The organism is Bacillus sp. SW14, assembly GCF_047608225.1.
Lineage (GTDB): Bacteria > Bacillota > Bacilli > Bacillales > Bacillaceae > Bacillus > Bacillus subtilis_G.
Genome location: NZ_JBLKRW010000001.1, coordinates 57501 through 77500 on the forward strand (window position 1 = coordinate 57501; position 20000 = coordinate 77500).

At 44.7% G+C, this 20000-nt stretch carries 16 protein-coding genes, 3 tRNA genes, 4 rRNA genes, 1 other RNA gene and 1 other annotated feature (2 of these 25 cut by a window edge); of the genes, 5 read left to right on the forward strand and 19 right to left on the reverse strand.

The window, feature by feature from the left end:
- From ACMX2I_RS00315 to tadA, 11 genes are all read right to left on the reverse strand, one after another.
- A 23S ribosomal RNA gene (locus ACMX2I_RS00315) occupies nucleotides 1-767 on the reverse strand (it extends 2161 nt beyond the left edge of the window).
- A gap of 81 nt (nucleotides 768-848) precedes the next feature.
- Nucleotides 849-924 (reverse strand) — tRNA-Ala (locus ACMX2I_RS00320).
- Between the two features lie 12 nt (nucleotides 925-936).
- Nucleotides 937-1013, reverse strand: a tRNA-Ile gene (locus ACMX2I_RS00325).
- Nucleotides 1014-1115: 102 nt separating this feature from the next.
- A 16S ribosomal RNA gene (locus ACMX2I_RS00330) occupies nucleotides 1116-2665 on the reverse strand.
- Together the 16S and 23S rRNA genes with 2 tRNA genes alongside form the textbook arrangement of a ribosomal RNA operon.
- Before the next feature lie 299 nt (nucleotides 2666-2964).
- Nucleotides 2965-3228: a sigma-K factor-processing regulator BofA gene (gene bofA / locus ACMX2I_RS00335; protein ID WP_087992024.1), complete on the reverse strand. Its 264-nt coding sequence runs from the start codon at nucleotides 3226-3228 to the stop codon at nucleotides 2965-2967.
- A 66-nt stretch (nucleotides 3229-3294) separates the two neighbouring features.
- Nucleotides 3295-3519 carry a YaaL family protein gene (locus ACMX2I_RS00340; RefSeq protein WP_014112283.1) on the reverse strand — a complete coding sequence of 75 codons (225 nt, stop codon included), beginning with the start codon at nucleotides 3517-3519 and terminating at the stop codon, nucleotides 3295-3297.
- Between the two features lie 17 nt (nucleotides 3520-3536).
- Nucleotides 3537-4133, reverse strand: a complete 597-nt coding sequence (gene recR, locus ACMX2I_RS00345; RefSeq protein ID WP_148964517.1) for a recombination protein RecR — start codon at nucleotides 4131-4133, stop codon at nucleotides 3537-3539.
- Between the two features lie 14 nt (nucleotides 4134-4147).
- Nucleotides 4148-4471, reverse strand: a complete 324-nt coding sequence (locus tag ACMX2I_RS00350; RefSeq protein WP_024713930.1) for a YbaB/EbfC family nucleoid-associated protein — start codon at nucleotides 4469-4471, stop codon at nucleotides 4148-4150.
- 23 nt (nucleotides 4472-4494) lie between these two features.
- Complete coding sequence (gene dnaX, locus ACMX2I_RS00355) at nucleotides 4495-6186, reverse strand: DNA polymerase III subunit gamma/tau (protein WP_289346267.1); 1692 nt, start codon at nucleotides 6184-6186, stop codon at nucleotides 4495-4497.
- 129 nt (nucleotides 6187-6315) lie between these two features.
- Nucleotides 6316-6580, reverse strand: an RNA gene (ffs, locus tag ACMX2I_RS00360) — signal recognition particle sRNA large type.
- 82 nt (nucleotides 6581-6662) lie between these two features.
- Nucleotides 6663-7148, reverse strand: coding sequence for a tRNA adenosine(34) deaminase TadA (gene tadA / locus ACMX2I_RS00365; RefSeq protein WP_414955835.1), 486 nt, complete (start codon nucleotides 7146-7148; stop codon nucleotides 6663-6665).
- A gap of 85 nt (nucleotides 7149-7233) precedes the next feature.
- On the opposite strand from tadA, the gene ACMX2I_RS00370 reads away from it, so the two are divergent.
- From ACMX2I_RS00370 to dck, 4 genes are all read left to right on the forward strand, one after another.
- Nucleotides 7234-7779: an isochorismatase family cysteine hydrolase gene (locus ACMX2I_RS00370; RefSeq protein ID WP_414955836.1), complete on the forward strand. Its 546-nt coding sequence runs from the start codon at nucleotides 7234-7236 to the stop codon at nucleotides 7777-7779.
- Nucleotides 7780-7848: 69 nt separating this feature from the next.
- Entirely contained in the window at nucleotides 7849-9132 is a 1284-nt protein-coding gene (locus tag ACMX2I_RS00375) for a LysM peptidoglycan-binding domain-containing protein (protein WP_414955837.1), read from the forward strand.
- A 97-nt stretch (nucleotides 9133-9229) separates the two neighbouring features.
- Nucleotides 9230-9853 carry a deoxyguanosine kinase gene (dgk, locus tag ACMX2I_RS00380; RefSeq protein ID WP_087992030.1) on the forward strand — a complete coding sequence of 208 codons (624 nt, stop codon included), beginning with the start codon at nucleotides 9230-9232 and terminating at the stop codon, nucleotides 9851-9853.
- Nucleotides 9850-10503, forward strand: a complete 654-nt coding sequence (gene dck / locus ACMX2I_RS00385; protein WP_414955838.1) for a deoxyadenosine/deoxycytidine kinase — start codon at nucleotides 9850-9852, stop codon at nucleotides 10501-10503. Before dgk ends, dck begins: the two co-directional genes overlap by 4 nt.
- A 111-nt stretch (nucleotides 10504-10614) precedes the next feature.
- On the opposite strand, the gene ACMX2I_RS00390 is transcribed toward dck, so the two are convergent.
- From ACMX2I_RS00390 to guaB, 6 genes are all read right to left on the reverse strand, one after another.
- Nucleotides 10615-10707: transfer RNA gene (locus ACMX2I_RS00390), tRNA-Ser, on the reverse strand.
- Nucleotides 10708-10843: 136 nt separating this feature from the next.
- Nucleotides 10844-12121: a serine--tRNA ligase gene (gene serS / locus ACMX2I_RS00395; protein ID WP_414955839.1), complete on the reverse strand. Its 1278-nt coding sequence runs from the start codon at nucleotides 12119-12121 to the stop codon at nucleotides 10844-10846.
- Nucleotides 12122-12176: 55 nt separating this feature from the next.
- Nucleotides 12177-12389: a binding site (T-box leader), on the reverse strand.
- A gap of 52 nt (nucleotides 12390-12441) precedes the next feature.
- Entirely contained in the window at nucleotides 12442-13032 is a 591-nt protein-coding gene (gene pdxT / locus ACMX2I_RS00400; RefSeq protein ID WP_087992033.1) for a pyridoxal 5'-phosphate synthase glutaminase subunit PdxT, read from the reverse strand.
- A 21-nt stretch (nucleotides 13033-13053) separates the two neighbouring features.
- Entirely contained in the window at nucleotides 13054-13938 is an 885-nt protein-coding gene (gene pdxS, locus ACMX2I_RS00405; RefSeq protein WP_087992034.1) for a pyridoxal 5'-phosphate synthase lyase subunit PdxS, read from the reverse strand.
- 196 nt (nucleotides 13939-14134) lie between these two features.
- Entirely contained in the window at nucleotides 14135-15466 is a 1332-nt protein-coding gene (dacA, locus tag ACMX2I_RS00410; protein ID WP_414955840.1) for a D-alanyl-D-alanine carboxypeptidase, read from the reverse strand.
- A 152-nt stretch (nucleotides 15467-15618) separates the two neighbouring features.
- Nucleotides 15619-17085, reverse strand: coding sequence for an IMP dehydrogenase (gene guaB, locus ACMX2I_RS00415; RefSeq protein ID WP_202329175.1), 1467 nt, complete (start codon nucleotides 17083-17085; stop codon nucleotides 15619-15621).
- Nucleotides 17086-17205: 120 nt separating this feature from the next.
- Between guaB and ACMX2I_RS00420 the strand changes: the two genes are divergently transcribed.
- Nucleotides 17206-18153 (forward strand): YaaC family protein, encoded by a 948-nt coding sequence (locus ACMX2I_RS00420; RefSeq protein WP_414958275.1) that lies wholly within the window; start codon nucleotides 17206-17208, stop codon nucleotides 18151-18153.
- Between the two features lie 39 nt (nucleotides 18154-18192).
- Here ACMX2I_RS00420 and rrf read toward each other — a convergent pair.
- Nucleotides 18193-18308: ribosomal RNA gene (gene rrf, locus ACMX2I_RS00425) — 5S ribosomal RNA — on the reverse strand.
- A gap of 135 nt (nucleotides 18309-18443) precedes the next feature.
- Nucleotides 18444-20000: ribosomal RNA gene (locus tag ACMX2I_RS00430) — 23S ribosomal RNA — on the reverse strand; it runs 1371 nt beyond the window's last position.

Consider the following 20000-nt stretch of genomic DNA (forward strand, 5'->3'; position numbering starts at 1 on the left):
AGTGTTACCTGAACTTCACCCTGGACATGGGTAGATCACCTGGTTTCGGGTCTACGACCACGTACTCATGCGCCCTATTCAGACTCGCTTTCGCTGCGGCTCCGCATCTTCTGCTTAACCTTGCACGGGATCGTAACTCGCCGGTTCATTCTACAAAAGGCACGCCATCACCCGTTAACGGGCTCTGACTACTTGTAGGCACACGGTTTCAGGATCTGTTTCACTCCCCTTCCGGGGTGCTTTTCACCTTTCCCTCACGGTACTGGTTCACTATCGGTCACTAGGGAGTATTTAGCCTTGGGAGATGGTCCTCCCGGATTCCGACGGAATTTCACGTGTTCCGCCGTACTCAGGATCCACTCAGGAGAGAACGAAGTTTTGACTACAGGGCTGTTACCTTCTATGGCGGGCCTTTCCAGACCTCTTCATCTACCTCGTTCTTTTGTAACTCCGTACAGAGTGTCCTACAACCCCAAGAGGCAAGCCTCTTGGTTTGGGCTAATCCCGTTTCGCTCGCCGCTACTCAGGGAATCGCATTTGCTTTCTCTTCCTCCGGGTACTTAGATGTTTCAGTTCCCCGGGTCTGCCTTCTCATATCCTATGAATTCAGATATGGATACCACTCCATTACGAGTGGTGGGTTTCCCCATTCGGAAATCTCCGGATCAAAGCTTGCTTACAGCTCCCCGAAGCATATCGGTGTTCGTCCCGTCCTTCATCGGCTCCTAGTGCCAAGGCATCCACCGTGCGCCCTTTCTAACTTAACCGTTAAAAAGAATCACTATGTGATATCTTGTATTACTAATTGAATGTGATGTCTACTGTTATCTAGTTTTCAAAGAACACGTTGGTGGAGCCTAGCGGGATCGAACCGCTGACCTCCTGCGTGCAAAGCAGGCGCTCTCCCAGCTGAGCTAAGGCCCCGTTTATTTAAGATGGTGGGCCTGAGTGGACTCGAACCACCGACCTCACGCTTATCAGGCGTGCGCTCTAACCAGCTGAGCTACAGGCCCATCTTAACTTATTCAAGGAACAAAGTTCCTTCAAAACTAAACAAGACAGGGAACGTTCTGTTTATAAGACCCAAGGTCTTATATTCCGTAATATATCCTTAGAAAGGAGGTGATCCAGCCGCACCTTCCGATACGGCTACCTTGTTACGACTTCACCCCAATCATCTGTCCCACCTTCGGCGGCTGGCTCCTAAAAGGTTACCTCACCGACTTCGGGTGTTACAAACTCTCGTGGTGTGACGGGCGGTGTGTACAAGGCCCGGGAACGTATTCACCGCGGCATGCTGATCCGCGATTACTAGCGATTCCAGCTTCACGCAGTCGAGTTGCAGACTGCGATCCGAACTGAGAACAGATTTGTGGGATTGGCTTAACCTCGCGGTTTCGCTGCCCTTTGTTCTGTCCATTGTAGCACGTGTGTAGCCCAGGTCATAAGGGGCATGATGATTTGACGTCATCCCCACCTTCCTCCGGTTTGTCACCGGCAGTCACCTTAGAGTGCCCAACTGAATGCTGGCAACTAAGATCAAGGGTTGCGCTCGTTGCGGGACTTAACCCAACATCTCACGACACGAGCTGACGACAACCATGCACCACCTGTCACTCTGCCCCCGAAGGGGACGTCCTATCTCTAGGATTGTCAGAGGATGTCAAGACCTGGTAAGGTTCTTCGCGTTGCTTCGAATTAAACCACATGCTCCACCGCTTGTGCGGGCCCCCGTCAATTCCTTTGAGTTTCAGTCTTGCGACCGTACTCCCCAGGCGGAGTGCTTAATGCGTTAGCTGCAGCACTAAGGGGCGGAAACCCCCTAACACTTAGCACTCATCGTTTACGGCGTGGACTACCAGGGTATCTAATCCTGTTCGCTCCCCACGCTTTCGCTCCTCAGCGTCAGTTACAGACCAGAGAGTCGCCTTCGCCACTGGTGTTCCTCCACATCTCTACGCATTTCACCGCTACACGTGGAATTCCACTCTCCTCTTCTGCACTCAAGTTCCCCAGTTTCCAATGACCCTCCCCGGTTGAGCCGGGGGCTTTCACATCAGACTTAAGAAACCGCCTGCGAGCCCTTTACGCCCAATAATTCCGGACAACGCTTGCCACCTACGTATTACCGCGGCTGCTGGCACGTAGTTAGCCGTGGCTTTCTGGTTAGGTACCGTCAAGGTACCGCCCTATTCGAACGGTACTTGTTCTTCCCTAACAACAGAGCTTTACGATCCGAAAACCTTCATCACTCACGCGGCGTTGCTCCGTCAGACTTTCGTCCATTGCGGAAGATTCCCTACTGCTGCCTCCCGTAGGAGTCTGGGCCGTGTCTCAGTCCCAGTGTGGCCGATCACCCTCTCAGGTCGGCTACGCATCGTTGCCTTGGTGAGCCGTTACCTCACCAACTAGCTAATGCGCCGCGGGTCCATCTGTAAGTGGTAGCCGAAGCCACCTTTTATGTTTGAACCATGCGGTTCAAACAAGCATCCGGTATTAGCCCCGGTTTCCCGGAGTTATCCCAGTCTTACAGGCAGGTTACCCACGTGTTACTCACCCGTCCGCCGCTAACATCAGGGAGCAAGCTCCCATCTGTCCGCTCGACTTGCATGTATTAGGCACGCCGCCAGCGTTCGTCCTGAGCCAGGATCAAACTCTCCGATAAAATGGATCACAGGTTAAGTTCACCGCAGGATGCGGTGACACCTGTGTGACCTGCGTCGTGCAGGCCCCTGACTACGCACATCGCTGTGCGATTTATAAAAATGAATTAACAGGTACGTTTTGTCTTGTTTAGTTTTCAAAGAACTTTGTTATCGCTCTTAAGGCGACTTTATAATCATAACATTTCTTGTCGCTTTCGTCAATAACTTTTTCAATAATTTCTTTTCAAAAAGCGATTCGTCATCAGCGACGTATATTAGAATAACACCTTCAATTATTAAAGTCAACATATAATATCATTTAAATAATAAATTGCTTAATGACGACTAATGCAGCTATTCCCGGTATTCCTAAAATCCCGCTGATGGCTGTTGTGACAAGATTAATCGGCACATGAATGCCAAGACTGCCGCCAAACATATTTACACAAACCAGCAGCAAAGCGCCCGCCACAAATTTAACAGCTGTGATGCCAATCCACTTTAAAGGCTTTCCAGCTGAACCTGATAAAAAAAGAAGAATAACCAGTCCTAAAATAATCCCTATAATAAAAATAGGCTCCATGAATCTTCTCATCTCCTTCGCTTGTTCTAGTACAAGCTTATGAGAAGACCCAGGAGTTTAGACCACTTACTTCCACCGGCTGATTTTTAAATTTCGTTGCTTTGCTTCCCTCAAGTAAAAAAAATACTTCGCTTCAGCTACTTTCAATTCGTATAACACTTCAGCTGACGGTTCTAAGCTTTTTTCAACCAGCTTTTTTTGCCTGTTCCATTCTTCCTTTTGCTTAAAAAGCTGCTCAATTAGTTTTTCATCAAACTCTCTTCTCAATGTTTTCTTGCGAAGAAAACCCATGGATCGCTTTTTCCTCCTTACAATTCACGTCTTCCTTCAAGTGCTTTAGAAAGAGTGACCTCATCAGCATATTCCAAATCGCCGCCGACGGGCAGTCCGTGGGCAATACGGGAGAGCTTAATACCAGACGGCTTCAAGAGCCTTGATATATACATCGCCGTTGCTTCCCCTTCTATATTAGGGTTTGTCGCGAGAATCACTTCTGTCACTTGATCATCCTGTAATCGTTTTAACAATTCTGGTATTTTAATATCCTCCGGTCCGATGCCGTCCATTGGAGAAATGGCGCCGTGGAGAACATGATACTGTCCGTTGTATTCCTTCATTTTCTCCATAGCGATAACATCCTTAGGGTCTTGCACAACACAGATAACAGACTTATCCCTGCGCGCGTCTTCGCAAATATAGCATGGGTCCTGATCTGTAATATGCCCGCAAACTGAACAATATGTCAGGTTGCGTTTCGCATTTACTAAGGCTTTCGCAAAATCTAATACCACATCTTCTTTCATACCTAGAACAAAAAAAGCCAGACGAACCGCTGTTTTCGGTCCGATCCCTGGCAATTTCATAAAGCTGTCAATCAGCTTTGATATTGGTTCAGGATATTGCATGTTCTTTTATCCCCCTAGAATAAACCTGGCATGTTCATTCCCTTTGTAAATTGACCCATTGTTTCGTTTGTGATCTCGTCAACTTTTTTCAAAGCTTCATTCGTTGCAGCAAGCACTAAATCTTGAAGCATATCGATATCTTCGGGATCAACGACTTCTTCTTTGATAATAACATCCAGGACTTCTTTTTGGCCGTTCACTTTTACTGTAACCATACCGCCGCCAGCAGTTCCTTCAACAACCTGTTCTGCAAGCTCTTCTTGAGCCTTCGCCATGTCCTTTTGCATTTTTTGCATTTGTTTCATCATTTTTTGCATATTTCCCATTCCGCCACGCATAGCATTCACTCTCTTTCATTTTGTTAGTCTTTTATTTCAATTAAATCCGCTCCGACAAGCTTTTTCGCCTCGGCAATAAGCGGGTCTTCTTCAGCCGGTTCATTTGACCCTTCATTTTCCTGCTGATGGTCCACTAAAAATTCTTCTCTTATTTTACCCCATTGTGCTTCTGGAACGCCAATCAAATCCATTCTTTTTCCGAGCATCGATTCTAAAATCTGTTCAAGATTGGTTCGGACTCCGTTGTTGTCCTCGGCGACCATTTTACAATGAATTTCAAATTTGAATTTTAGAACAAATGCCGCTGAGGCGGCAGCTACAGGTTCACTGTCATTCAGCAAAGCCGCATGTGAAACTTTGTTTTGCTGTTTGAGATGAGCAAGAAGCTTACCCCAGCTGTTTTTCAGCTGATCAAGGTCCGGTCTCGTCGCTTCCTTCAGAATTTCATGAATTCTGCCTACTGGCGCTTTGTAATTCGATTTCCCGCCCTTTGGCACACGCGGCGCTTCTTTTTTCGGGCTTTCCGCCGCTGCTTTAACGCCTGTTGTTTTAAGCCGCTCCACTTCCTGCTCGAGCTGCTGAATTTTATTCATCAGCATATCGACTTCCGGAAGGTCAGCTGCTGATTGATGAGACGTTTGGCAAATCTTCACTACCGCCACTTCAAAAAAGATACGGGGGTGATTTGTCCATTTCATTTCCTGATGGCTCTTGTTCAGAATATCAATCATTTCATATATGGCCTGCGCCGGAATGTGTTCGCTGAGTCCCCGGAACGTTTCATCAACTTTTACTTTTTCGAGCACTCCTTCTAAACCTGGGGCTGTTTTGTACAGGAGCATGTCCCTGAAATAGAAAATCATATCCTCTATCAGCTTAGCCGGATCTTTCCCTTGCTGCAGCAGTTCGTTTAATGTTTCCAGTGCGTCAGAAACGTTTTTGTCGTGCAGGGACTGTGCAAGCTTTCCTATATTTAATTGAGAAACCGCCCCAGTAATCAGAAGCGCATCATCGACTTTGAGCTCGTCGCCGCTGAATGATACGGCCTGATCAAGAAGGCTCAGGGCATCCCTCATCCCTCCGTCCGCAGCGCTCGCGATGATATCAAGTGATCCTTCTTCCACTTGCAGCTGTTCGGCATTAACAATTTTATTCATACACCCGACAATCGCTTGGGATGTAATTCGTTTAAAATCAAAACGCTGACATCTTGAGATAATGGTTAAAGGGATTTTGTGCGGTTCTGTTGTCGCTAAAATGAAAATACAATGCTCAGGCGGCTCTTCTAATGTTTTTAGTAACGCATTAAAGGCGCCGATAGAAAGCATATGTACCTCATCTATGATATATACCTTATATGTGACGGCCGATGGGGCAAACTTCACCTTATCGCGAATATCACGAATCTCATCAACACCGTTATTAGATGCGGCGTCAATTTCTATGACATCGGATATGGACCCGTTTGTTATCCCTTTACAGGCCGCACATTCGTTGCATGGCTCATCAACAGGAGCATGTTCACAGTTGACAGCTTTGGCAAATATTTTGGCTGCACTGGTTTTTCCCGTTCCCCTTGGCCCGGAAAACAGATAGGCGTGAGAAAACTTTTTTTGCAAAAGGGCATTTTGCAGCGTTTTTGTAATGTGTTCTTGTCCAACCACATCTTCAAAGCGCTGAGGCCTGAATACTCGATATAAAGCTTGGTAACTCACGGGTTTGCCCTCCTCCGTTATTCATCAATCCCATTATACATGAACCTTGTTTCGATTCCAAAAGCTCTTTTCACATAACAAAAAACTCACCTAATAATAGGTGAGTCTGAAAATTTGATGATTGATTTACCGTGCACCTTCTGTCGATTCGCTACCCTAAGCGTTACTTAAGCAGTTAGCTCGGCCCAGGCAACCCTGCGGCACATGAGAGGTTTCACTTAATGCTGCTTCCTTCCGGACCTGACATGGTTCATGAATTCCCATTGCGCAGGACCCAAACGTCAACACCACTTACTTAAGGCAGACCTTAAAGTAAACGAACCTCGAGAAGGGGTTCGGCCCTGCTAGAGCGGATTGCAGGTACAGGGCACCGCTACCTCCCCGCTTAGCACGGCAAAATAAATATCAAATTTTTTCCCGCATCTATCGCGATGCATACATAAGTATATCGTTTCCCCCTAAAAATTGCAACCGGACTACTCAGACAAGTTTTTCCTATAAGCTTTCTTCTTTTTTCGCAGTTCTCTAAAAAACGAACTGAGCATTTCTCCACATTCCTCCTCAAGCACCCCGCTCACCACTTCAGCCTGGTGGTTAAAGCGTTCTTCCTGTAAAAGATTCATAAGCGTGCCTGAACAGCCGCCTTTAGGGTCAAATGCACCAAATACCACTTTTTCCACTCGCGAAAGCACGACGGCACCGGCACACATCGGACAAGGCTCAAGTGTCACATAAAGGGTCGCACCCTCCAGCCGCCATGTTTCCAGCGTCTTACACGCTTCATCAATCACAAGCATTTCCGCATGAGCGATTGACCGCTGCTCCGTCTCTCTTAAATTATGTGCACGCGATACAATTTCATCATTCATGACAAGCACTGCGCCGATTGGCACTTCACCTTTCTCTTCAGCTTTTTTCGCTTCTTTAATTGCTTCTTTCATATAAATTTCATCTTGTGTCATAAGGGTAAGCTCTCTTTTCAAAGTTTTTTCATTGCCTAAAAAGGCTACATATTAACTATAACTAAAACGGAAAGGAGACTGTCGATTGTCCAAAGCAGACACAGCTCTTCTCATTGTAGACATAATCAATAATTTTGAATTCGATATGGGGAAAAGCCTCGCTAAAAAAACAGAAAAAATCGTTCCTCACATTTTATCATTAAAGGAGCATGCGAGACAAAATGACTGGCCGATTATTTACATTAATGACCATTACGGACTTTGGCAAGCTGATATTAAAAATATTCAGCAAGAATGCACAAATGAAAGAAGCAAAGATATCATCAGACAAATAGCTCCGGAAGATGCCGATTATTTTTTAATCAAGCCGAAGCATTCCGCCTTTTACGAAACAGCCCTTCACACTCTCCTTACCGAATTGCAGGTGGAGCATATTATCTTAACAGGTATAGCCGGGAACATATGCGTGCTGTTTACCGCTAATGACGCTTACATGAGGGAATACAGCATCACGATTCCTAAAGACTGCATCGCCTCAAATCGTGATGAAGACAACGAATTTGCCTTAACCATGATGGAGAATGTTCTTTTCGCGGAAATTACGACAGAGAAACAAATTACTGAAAAATAAACATGATCAGCGCTTTTCTTTCATACATTGATAGCGATATGAAAGGAGGCGTTTTTCATTCAAATTTATGTGGTGAAACAAGGCGACACTCTTTCTGCTATCGCTTCACAATACAGAACAACTGTAAGTGAAATCGCAGAAACGAATGAAATACCGAATCCCGACAGCCTTGTTGTCGGACAAACCATTGTCATTCCAATAGCCGGCCAGTTCTATGATGTTCAACAAGGTGATACCCTGACATCCATCGCGCGGCGGTTCAATACAACGGCAGCCGAGCTTGCCAGGATTAACCGCATCCAGTTAAATGCCGTGCTGCAGATTGGTTTCCGTTTATACATTCCACCCATTCCTAAACGAGACATCGAGTCAAATGCTTATCTGGAACCACGCGGAAATCAAATCAGTGAAAATCTTCAGCAGGCGGCCCGGGAAGCGTCACCCTACTTAACGTACCTTGGCGCATTCAGTTTTCAGGCACAGCGTGACGGGACCTTAGTCGCCCCGCCTTTAACGAATTTAAGAAGCATTACAGAGAATCAAAACACGACATTGATGATGATTATAACGAACCTTGAAAATCAGGCATTCAGCGATGAGCTCGGCCGGATCATCTTAAACGACAATACTGTGAAAAGAAGACTTTTAAATGAAATAGTCGAGAATGCCAGAAGATATGGGTTCTATGATATTCATTTTGACTTTGAATATTTGCGGCCTCAGGATAGAGAAGCCTATAATCAATTTCTCCGTGAAGCAAGGGATCTTTTCCATCGAGAAGGTTTTGAAATTTCTACTGCGCTCGCCCCTAAAACAAGCGCAACACAGCAAGGCAGATGGTACGAAGCTCATGATTACAGGGCACATGGCCAAATTGTTGACTTTGTTGTTCTCATGACATATGAATGGGGCTACAGCGGAGGACCGGCTCAAGCCGTTTCTCCAATCGGGCCTGTTAGAGATGTTATCGAATATGCTTTGACTGAAATGCCTGCAAATAAAATTGTCATGGGCCAGAATTTATATGGGTATGACTGGACGCTGCCATATAAAGCAGGAGGACCCCTAGCAAAAGCCATAAGCCCTCAGCAAGCCCTTGTCATTGCCGTTCAAAACAACGCAGCCATTCAGTATGACCAAACAGCTCAAGCGCCTTTCTTCCGCTATACTGATGCAGAAAACAAAAGGCACGAGGTATGGTTCGAGGATGCCCGCTCGATCCAAGCAAAATTCAATCTGATTAAAGAGCTGAATTTAAGAGGCATCAGCTATTGGAAACTGGGTCTTTCCTTCCCGCAAAACTGGCTGCTGCTGTCTGATCAATTTAATATTGTCAAAAAGACGTTTCGATAATTTAGAAACGTCTTTTTTTCATGGGGCACCCAAGGGTTGTGATACAATATGAAGGTCGGCAACTGACGAACGTTTTTCAGAAATAAGGAGGATTCCGATGAATACAGCCCCTTTTATTGCAATAGAAGGTCCTATCGGGGCAGGAAAAACAACCCTCGCAACGATGCTCTCACAAGAGCTCGAAATCCCTATGATCAATGAGATTGTTGAGGATAACCCGTACCTTGATAAGTTTTATGACAATATAGAGGAATGGAGCTTCCAGCTTGAGATGTTTTTTCTTTGTCACAGATACAAACAGCTTGAAGACACCACTGATTACTTTTTAAAGAAGGGACAGCCTGTGATAGCTGATTATCACATTTATAAAAATGTGATTTTTGCGGAACGCACCCTCTCTCAACATCAGTTGGAAAAATATAAAAAGATTTATCACCTGTTAACAGATGATCTGCAAAAGCCGAATTTCATCATTTACATAAAGGCTAGTCTGCCCACCCTGTTACATCGCATTGAAAAACGCGGACGCCCCTTTGAGAAGAAAATTGAAACAAGCTATTTGGAGCAGCTGATCGCAGATTATGAAGTCGCCATCAAACAGCTGCAGGAAGCAGATCCTGAACTTACAGTTGTAACGATAGATGGTGATTCAAAAGACTTCGTTTTGAATAAGAGCGACTTTGAACGAATTGCCGCCCATGTAAAGGAGCTTATCGTATGAAAGACCATCACATCCCTAAAAATTCAATTATCACAGTAGCAGGAACAGTAGGTGTGGGAAAATCGACTTTAACAAAAGCTTTGGCTAAACGGCTTGGATTTAAGACCTCTCTGGAGGAAGTCGATCATAATCCATACTTAGAAAAGTTCTATCATGATTTTGAACGTTGGAGTTTTCATCTGCAAATCTATTTCTTAGCTGAACGCTTCAAAGAACAGAAAACGATTTTTGAAGCAGGCGGAGGATTTGTACAGGATCGTTCTATTTATGAAGACACAGGAATTTTCGCGAAAATGCACGCTGACAAAGGGACAATGTCAAAGATTGATTATAAAACCTACACAAGCCTTTTCGAAGCAATGGTCATGACACCGTATTTCCCACACCCTGATGTATTGATCTATTTAGAAGGAGATCTGGGGAACATTTTAAACCGGATTGAAGAACGAGGCCGTGAAATGGAGCTTCAGACAAGCCGGTCTTATTGGGAAGAAATGCATACACGCTATGAAAATTGGATAAGCGGTTTTAACGCCTGCCCTGTTTTAAAGCTTCGCATTGAGGATTATGATCTGCTTAACGACGAAAGCTCAATTGAAAACATTGTAGATCAAATTGCTTCAGTTATTCATGAAAATCAAAAAAAGTGAATCTCAGTTGAGATTCACTTTTTCATTATAATAAAAAATCCGTTGCAACGAACGCAACGGACAAAACAATCTCCAATATATGCTTGTGTTTCATTAGAATTAAAATCAATATGGCGGAGGAAGAGGGATTCGAACCCCCGCGGGCTTTGACACCCCTGTCGGTTTTCAAGACCGATCCCTTCAGCCGGACTTGGGTATTCCTCCGTATCGACAAGACTTAATATATCATGAATGTTCTTATATGGTCAAGCATTTTCAAAAACTTTTTTCTCACTTTTATAAAATGTCCTGTTTACACAGGTAAAAAGGCGCACCTTGTCAGGCGCACCTTTTCATTATTTTATGGTTTCATTACTTCTTTATTCCCCATATAAGGGCGAAGCACTTTCGGAATTACGACGCTTCCGTCTTCCTGCTGATAATTTTCTAAGATAGCGGCAACTGTTCTTCCAACCGCCAGACCTGAACCGTTCAGTGTGTGTACATGCTCAGGCTTGCCTTTCGCTTCACGTCTGAAACGAATGTTCGCACGTCTTGCCTGAAACGCTTCGAAGTTGCTGCAAGAAGAGATTTCACGATATGTGTCTTGGCTTGGGATCCAAACTTCGATATCGTATTTTTTTGCCGCCGTAAAACCTAGATCACCCGTACACATGCTCATGACACGGTATGGAAGCTCGAGCAGCTGAAGAACTCGTTCTGCTTGGTTTGTAAGCTTCTCTAATTCTTCATAAGAATCTTCAGGCTTCACAAACTTCACAAGCTCAACTTTATTAAATTGGTGCTGACGGATTAATCCGCGTGTATCACGCCCTGCTGAACCAGCTTCAGAACGGAAGCAGGCACTGAATGCCGCATAGTTAATCGGCAGGCTGTCACCCGAAAGAATTTCATCGCGATGCATGTTTGTAATCGGTACTTCCGCGGTCGGAATTAAGAAGTAATCTTCTTCTCTGATTTTAAATGCATCCTCTTCGAATTTAGGGAGCTGGCCCGTTCCTGTCATGCTTGCGCGGTTTACCATATAAGGCGGAATTACTTCAGTATAGTTATACTCATCTACATGCAGATCAAGCATAAAGTTATAAAGTGCACGCTCCAGACGGGCACCTAACCCTTTATAGAAAACGAAACGGCTTCCTGTTACTTTTGAAGCACGTTCAAAATCAAGAATACTCAGCTCATCTGCAATATCCCAGTGCGGCTTCGCCTCGTAATCAAATGAAGGCTTTTTACCCCATTGACGTACTTCTATGTTGTCGTCTTCTGTTTCACCTACAGGGACAGACTCATGCGGAATGTTTGGGATTGAAAGGAGAATGGTATCAAGCTCAGATTCCACTGTTCTTAATTCTTCATCCAGCTTTTTAATCTCCTCACCGACTTCACGCATTTCTTTAATGATGTGATCCGCGTCTTTTTTCTCACGTTTCAGCACAGCAACCTGCTGAGATACTTCATTCCGTTTTCCCTTTAACTCTTCAACTTTACCGATAAGCTCTCTTCGTCTATCGTCCAGCGTCTCAAACTTATCAAAATCAGTTAAGTCTTCGCCTTTGTGTACAAGCTTTGCTTTAATATCTTGAAAATTTGCTCTCAGCATTTTTGTATCAAGCATGCGAAACACTCCTTTTTATAAAATTTGTCGAAAATAAAAAGAGCCCTCATCCCCATAAAGGGACGAGAGCTCTCGCGTTGCCACCCTGATTGAAAACAAGCCAAAGACTCGTCTACCACTTTCAAACATAACGGTTATCCCGTAAATGCCTACTTGTTTCAGCATTTCGCTCAAGGATGGATTCAGACAGCATCTTTCACCGATTCACACCAACCATCGGCTCTCTTGGAAAGAGAGGCTTCCTACTAGTTCCTGTCAACGCTTTTCGATCTTTATTTGTGCTTATAATGTACTATAAGTTTCCACAGCTTTCAACTGTTTTATACAAGTGCTTTCTGCTTGTATTCCTCTACCATTTGAACAAATAACTGCGTCACTCGGTGATCATCTGTGAGCTCCGGGTGGAATGAGCAGCCTAGGAATTGATCCTGTTTAGCGGCTACAATACGGCCATTATGTTCCGAAAGAACTTCAACATTTTCACCAGCTTCTAAAATATGCGGCGCGCGGATGAATACCCCTGTAAAAGGCTCGTCCAGGCCTGTGATTGTTAAATCAGCTTCAAAGCTGTCAACCTGCCGGCCAAACGAATTGCGTTCAACAACCACATTCAGAAGACCTAAATGAGGATTATCTGAACCAGCAATTTCTTTTGCTAATATAATTAATCCGGCGCAAGTCCCGAACATCGGTTTTCCTTGAGCAGCAAATTCACGAAGCGGCTCCATGAATTGATACGTATCAATCAAACGCCGCATCGTTGTGCTCTCACCACCAGGCAAAATCAGCCCGTCAATGTCATTCAGCTGCTCCGGACGTTTAACGACAAGACCAGCCGCGCCGCATGCTTCAATTGCACGGATATGCTCTCTAACTGCTCCTTGAAGTCCTAGTACTCCTATTGTTAACATGTCAGCAGCGCTCCTATATTCCTACCAGCCGCGTTCTTGCATACGCTGTTCTGGAAGTAAGTTTGAGATTTCAATCCCTTTCATTGCAGTACCAAGATCTTTAGAAAGCTCAGCGATCAATTTGTAATCAGTGTAGTGAGTTGTTGCTTCCACAATGGCTTTCGCAAATTTAGCAGGATTGTCTGATTTGAAAATACCAGAGCCGACAAATACTCCGTCAGCACCAAGCTGCATCATGAGAGCAGCATCAGCAGGAGTTGCTACGCCGCCAGCAGCAAAGTTAACGACAGGAAGCTTGCCGTCTTTTTTAATTTGCAGGAGAAGCTCGTAAGGAGCACCTAAGTTTTTCGCTTCTGTCATTAGTTCGTCATCACTCATCGCAACTACTTTACGCACTTGAGCGTTTACTTTGCGCATATGGCGAACAGCCTCAACAATATTTCCTGTTCCAGGCTCACCTTTCGTACGAAGCATAGAAGCACCTTCAGCAATACGGCGTGTTGCTTCACCGAGATCACGGCAGCCGCAGACGAAAGGAACTTTGTATTCATTTTTATTCAAATGAAATTCTTCGTCAGCCGGAGTCAGAACTTCACTTTCATCAATATAGTCAACACCCATAGCTTCAAGCACACGCGCTTCAACAATATGTCCGATACGCGCTTTCGCCATTACCGGGATAGATACTGCATTCATTACTTCTTCCACGATTGTAGGGTCAGCCATACGGGCAACTCCTCCAGCCGCGCGAATATCAGCTGGTACTCGCTCCAGCGCCATTACAGCGACAGCTCCAGCCTCTTCAGCAATTTTCGCTTGTTCCGCATTGATGACGTCCATGATGACGCCGCCCTTTTGCATTTCTGCCATTCCGCGTTTTACACGTTCAGTACCTGTTTGAGCCATTTTTTGGTCCCCCTAATCAAGGTATAGTTATATGATTTCTAGTCCTTATTGTATCCTAGAAATCCAATAATTCATATGGATATATATCATTTTATTCGGTTTTAAGCGCTTTGAAAATCATTTTTTATTAAAAATTGGGTTTTTTCAGTATATTAAGCGAAAGAGCCCTAACATGAATCAGAGCTCTTTCAATTGATTAAAACCAGCCGGTTACCGTATCAACAATACTTCCCCAAATGCCGGCGAAAAATCCGCCGATACTGCGCATTGTCAGAACAAACCAGTTTGCTTTTTCTACTTTTTCTTTGGTAACAAGGTCTACCCCGGCCAGATTGCTGTTAAGGAATCCGTAATCCTTTTCATCACCTGTATATTCTGCAGTCAGTTGCCCAACCTTCGTTCCTTTTTTCACAGGAGCAGTTAGCGTATCTTTATTTAATGTGACCTTCGCTTTGTAATTCTTTTCTTCACCATTTTTGACAGGAAGAGAGAATGCTTTGTTTGTCACAATGGCTGTTTCTTTCTCTTTACCCTTATCAACTGAAATTGTTTTATGGCCCTTTACTTGATCGCCTTCACCGTACATTTCTTTCATGGAGAAATTGTCGAAGGCATAATCGAACATTTTCTTGGTCTCATCGAAACGGCCTGTGTGAAGGTTGCCCTTTGCGTTCAATACAACAGTAATGACACGCATTCCGTTGAGTTCGGCTGTTCCTGTGAAGCATGAACCCGCAGAGTCGGTAGAACCTGTTTTCAGACCATCTACAGTCGCTTTTTTATACTCGCTTACGAGCCCTTTCAGCATGAAGTTCCAGTTGGGCATGTCCATTTCATCATCGGTGCCCTCTCTGAACTTCGTTTTGGCGATACTGGAGGTCTCGAGAACCTCAGGGTAGTCAGTAATCAAGTGATCTGCAAGAGTCGCCATATCCTTAGCAGAAACTTCACTTTCTTCATCTGCGCTTGTCCCCTCGGGCTGATGCCCGTGAAGATCTTTGTTTTCAAGACCTGTTGCGTTAACAAATTTGTAATCTGTTAAGCCAAGTTCTTTCGCTTTTGCATTCATTTTTTTCACAAATTCAGTTTCAGAACCCGCAACGATTTCTGCAATCCCAATAGCGGCAGCATTTGCAGAATAAATTGCTGTAGCTTGATATAGTTCTTTTACTGTGTATTTCCCGTCCTTACGAAGAGGGACGTTTGATAAGCTGTTATCTTGGGAAATCTCATACACATAGTCATCAGGTGTATAGGTTTGGTCCCATTTCACTTTACCTTCATCAATTGCTTCTAATAACAGATACTCTGTCATCATTTTTGTCATACTGGCAATTGGCAGTCTCTTATCTGCATTTTTACTGTACAGAATTTTACCTGAAGAAGCTTCGATCATAATAGCAGCTGCTGCATTGATATCAATTGGATCACTGGCTGCTTTTGCTTTTGACATTGGAGCCAAACAAGTGACAGCTAGTGTTAATACAACCAATGACATCAATAACTGTTTACATTTCATGATGTTCAATCGTACGACCTCCGTATTTCATTTTCTTTATCTATAATTAAGCCGTTAAGGACATTTTCAACGCACAACAGTATAAATTTTATCATAATCAGTATAAAAAAAATAGACAGAGTCAGAGACCCTGTCAAATGTTTTTAATTTGTAACAATTTATTATGAAATTGTATAGTTCGGTGATTCTTTTGTAATCTGTACATCATGCGGATGGCTTTCACGAAGTCCTGCGCCAGTCATGCGAATGAACTGAGCTTCTTCTCTTAAAGCGTGAAGATCTTTGGACCCGCAATATCCCATCCCGGAGCGAAGACCGCCGACTAGCTGATAAACAGTTTCTTCAACTGGTCCTTTGTAAGGTGTGCGTCCTTCAATTCCTTCAGGAACGAATTTTTTGTTTTCTTCTTGGAAGTAACGGTCTTTACTTCCTTTTTCCATTGCAGCAACTGACCCCATACCGCGGTATACTTTAAATCTTCTGCCTTGGTAGATTTCAGTTTCCCCTGGACTTTCTGACGTACCCGCAAGCAAGCTTCCAAGCATAACAGCATGTCCACCGGCTGCCAATGCTTTCGTGATATCACCAGAGAATTTAATTCCACCGTCTGCGATGATTGTTTTGCCATGCATTCTTGCTTCAGACGCACAATCATAAATTGCTGTAATTTGCGGAACACCCACACCTGCTACCACGCGTGTTGTACAAATTGAACCAGGTCCGATTCCAACTTTGACAACATCTACTCCAGCCTCGATAAGCGCTCTCGTCGCTTCAGCTGTTGCAACGTTTCCAGCAATAATGTTTAATTCAGGATATGTTTCACGGATTTTTGTTACTGTGTTTAATACGCCTTGAGAATGTCCGTGAGCTGTATCAATAACTATAACATCGACATTAGCTTCGACAAGCTTTTTGACGCGAGTCATTGTGTCGCCGGTTACACCAACTGCCGCGCCAACGATCAGACGGCCGTGAACGTCTTTAGATGAGTTCGGGAACTCAATGACTTTTTCAATGTCTTTGATTGTGATTAGACCTTTTAATTTATTCTGGTCATCAACGAGAGGAAGCTTTTCAATTTTATGTTTCTGCAAAATCTTTTCAGCTTCATCAAGAGTCGTTCCTACAGGTGCAGTAACAAGCTCTTCTTTCGTCATGACATCGCTGATTTTCATTGAGTAGTCAGAAATAAAACGAAGATCACGGTTTGTAATAATTCCGACAAGCTTTTGGTCTTCTTCGTTATCTACAATCGGAACACCGGAAATTCTGTATTTCCCCATCAAGTGCTCCGCATCAAATACCTGGTGATCAGGAGTTAAAAAGAAGGGATTTGTGATAACGCCGCGTTCAGAACGCTTTACTTTATCAACTTGTTCAGCCTGTTGTTCAATGGACATGTTTTTATGAATGATGCCCAAGCCGCCCTGTCTAGCCATTGCAATTGCCATTGCTGATTCTGTTACAGTGTCCATACCTGCGCTGATGACAGGAATATTCAGCTTTAACGTTTTTGTTAGTTCTACAGATAAATCCACATCACGCGGAAGTACCTCTGACTTAGCTGGCAGAAGCAGCACATCGTCGAACGTTAAGCCTTCTTTTGAAAATTTACTTTCCCACATTAGTAAATCCCCCTCTTTTCGGCAAAATATTATATGTAGATTATCAACTAGCCAAGAGCATGTCAAGGAAGCGGAAAAGAGTTGAAATATTTAGATAACGGAAAGGATAAAGAAATACATATGACATATCATAAGTGGAAAGACTTAGCGCTATTTTACTCCGTTGAATCAACCCAGAAATTTCTAGAGAAAACTTATATTTTAAACGGCATTGATGAAGCGAAAAAAAACGCTTTCAAAAACAGTGAACGGTTTATTTATTTCTTAAAGCATGCTGAATCGTTTTATAAACAAGCCTCATCTTCCCCTTTAGAAATCAAGCCGATTCTTTTATTTTACGGAATGGCACAGCTTATCAAGGCATGTCTAATTACACGGGATCCTCATTATCCAAGCCATGCATCAGTACTGGCACACGGCGTAACAACAAGAAAGCGAAAGAAACAGAATTATTGTTTTGGCGACGATGAAGTAAAAATACAACGAAACGGCCTATGCATACACTTCATGAAACACTTATTCGGACAATCCGATATTGTAGATGAAAGATATACCATGAAAAAACTACTGATGGCGATTCCAGAACTAAGTGATGCTTTCTATTTTCAGCAGAAAGAACGTTTTATGACAAAAGTAGAAAAGGATAAGGACAGGATTTCTGTACCAGAGGAGGCGGTCATCAATTATAAAATGTCTGATTCAAGATTTGCCGAATATATGTCCCATCATTTTCAATGGTCGTTTACAAAGAAAAATGAACACGAGCTGCAGTTTGACATTTCACCGCAAGACACGAAGCCATGCACATCAATCAGTTTGTTATATGACATGGGAAAGAATCAATATTATATCCCTTCTCAAAGGGAGCAATTTCTGAGACTTCCTGAAATGGCCATTCATTATTTAATTTTGTACAACATAGGGATGATTGCGAGATATGAGACGGAGTGGTGGTATGAGCTGTTAACCCAGCATATAAGTGATGATTACGTACTAATTCAGCAGTTTTTATTAGTGACTGAAAACAAATTCCCGAAATACGCTTTACAATTTCTTCTTCATTGTTGACAAACAAAAAACCCAGCTCAATGAGCTGGGTTTAACCTTGCTTGGCGGCGTCCTACTCTCACAGGGGGAATCCCCCGACTACCATCGGCGCTGAAGAGCTTAACTTCCGTGTTCGGCATGGGAACGGGTGTGACCTCTTCGCTATCGCCACCAAACAAATGCCTTCAGGATGAAGGTACTGGGCGTTTCTCACAGGATGTGAGAGCCCTTAGCGGAGTTTCCTTGCTTTTCCGCCTTTTAGAGAGAGTGTTCTCTCAAAACTAGATAACAGATGTGACATCATTCAAAGTGTGGTTAAGTCCTCGATCGATTAGTATCTGTCAGCTCCATGTGTCGCCACACTTCCACCTCAGACCTATCAACCTGATCATCTTTCAGGGATCTTACTTCCTTGCGGAATGGGAAATCTCATCTTGAGGGGGGCTTCATGCTTAGATGCTTTCAGCACTTATCCCGTCCGCACATAGCTACCCAGCGATGCCCTTGGCAGAACAACTGGTACACCAGCGGTGCGTCCATCCCGGTCCTCTCGTACTAAGGACAGCTCCTCTCAAATTTCCTGCGCCCGCGACGGATAGGGACCGAACTGTCTCACGACGTTCTGAACCCAGCTCGCGTACCGCTTTAATGGGCGAACAGCCCAACCCTTGGGACCGACTACAGCCCCAGGATGCGATGAGCCGACATCGAGGTGCCAAACCTCCCCGTCGATGTGGACTCTTGGGGGAGATAAGCCTGTTATCCCCGGGGTAGCTTTTATCCGTTGAGCGATGGCCCTTCCATGCGGAACCACCGGATCACTAAGCCCGACTTTCGTCCCTGCTCGACTTGTAGGTCTCGCAGTCAAGCTCCCTTGTGCCTTTACACTCTGCGAATGATTTCCAACCATTCTGAGGGAACCTTTGGGCGCCTCCGTTACCTTTTAGGAGGCGACCGCCCCAGTCAAACTGCCCACCTGACACTGTCTCCCCGCCCGATAAGGGCGGCGGGTTAGAAGGTCAATACAGCCAGGGTAGTATCCCACCGATGCCTCCACCGAAGCTAGCGCTCCGGTTTCCAAGGCTCCTACCTATCCTGTACAAGCTGTACCAACATTCAATATCAGGCTGCAGTAAAGCTCCACGGGGTCTTTCCGTCCTGTCGCGGGTAACCTGCATCTTCACAGGTACTATAATTTCACCGAGTCTCTCGTTGAGACAGTGCCCAGATCGTTGCGCCTTTCGTGCGGGTCGGAACTTACCCGACAAGGAATTTCGCTACCTTAGGACCGTTATAGTTACGGCCGCCGTTTACTGGGGCTTCAATTCGCACCTTCGCTTACGCTAAGCGCTCCTCTTAACCTTCCAGCACCGGGCAGGCGTCAGCCCCTATACTTCGCCTTACGGCTTCGCAGAGACCTGTGTTTTTGCTAAACAGTCGCCTGGGCCTATTCACTGCGGCTCTCTCGGGCTTGCACCCTAACAGAGCACCCCTTCTCCCGAAGTTACGGGGTCATTTTGCCGAGTTCCTTAACGAGAGTTCTCTCGATCACCTTAGGATTCTCTCCTCGCCTACCTGTGTCGGTTTGCGGTACGGGCACCTCTCACCTCGCTAGAGGCTTTTCTTGGCAGTGTGGAATCAGGAACTTCGCTACTATATTTCGCTCGCCATCACAGCTCAGCCTTATGGGAAACGGATTTGCCTATTTCCCAGCCTAACTGCTTGGACGCGGATATCCAATACCGCGCTTACCCTATCCTCCTGCGTCCCCCCATTACTCAAATGGTGAGGAGGTGGTACAGGAATATCAACCTGTTGTCCATCGCCTACGCCTTTCGGCCTCGGCTTAGGTCCCGACTAACCCTGAG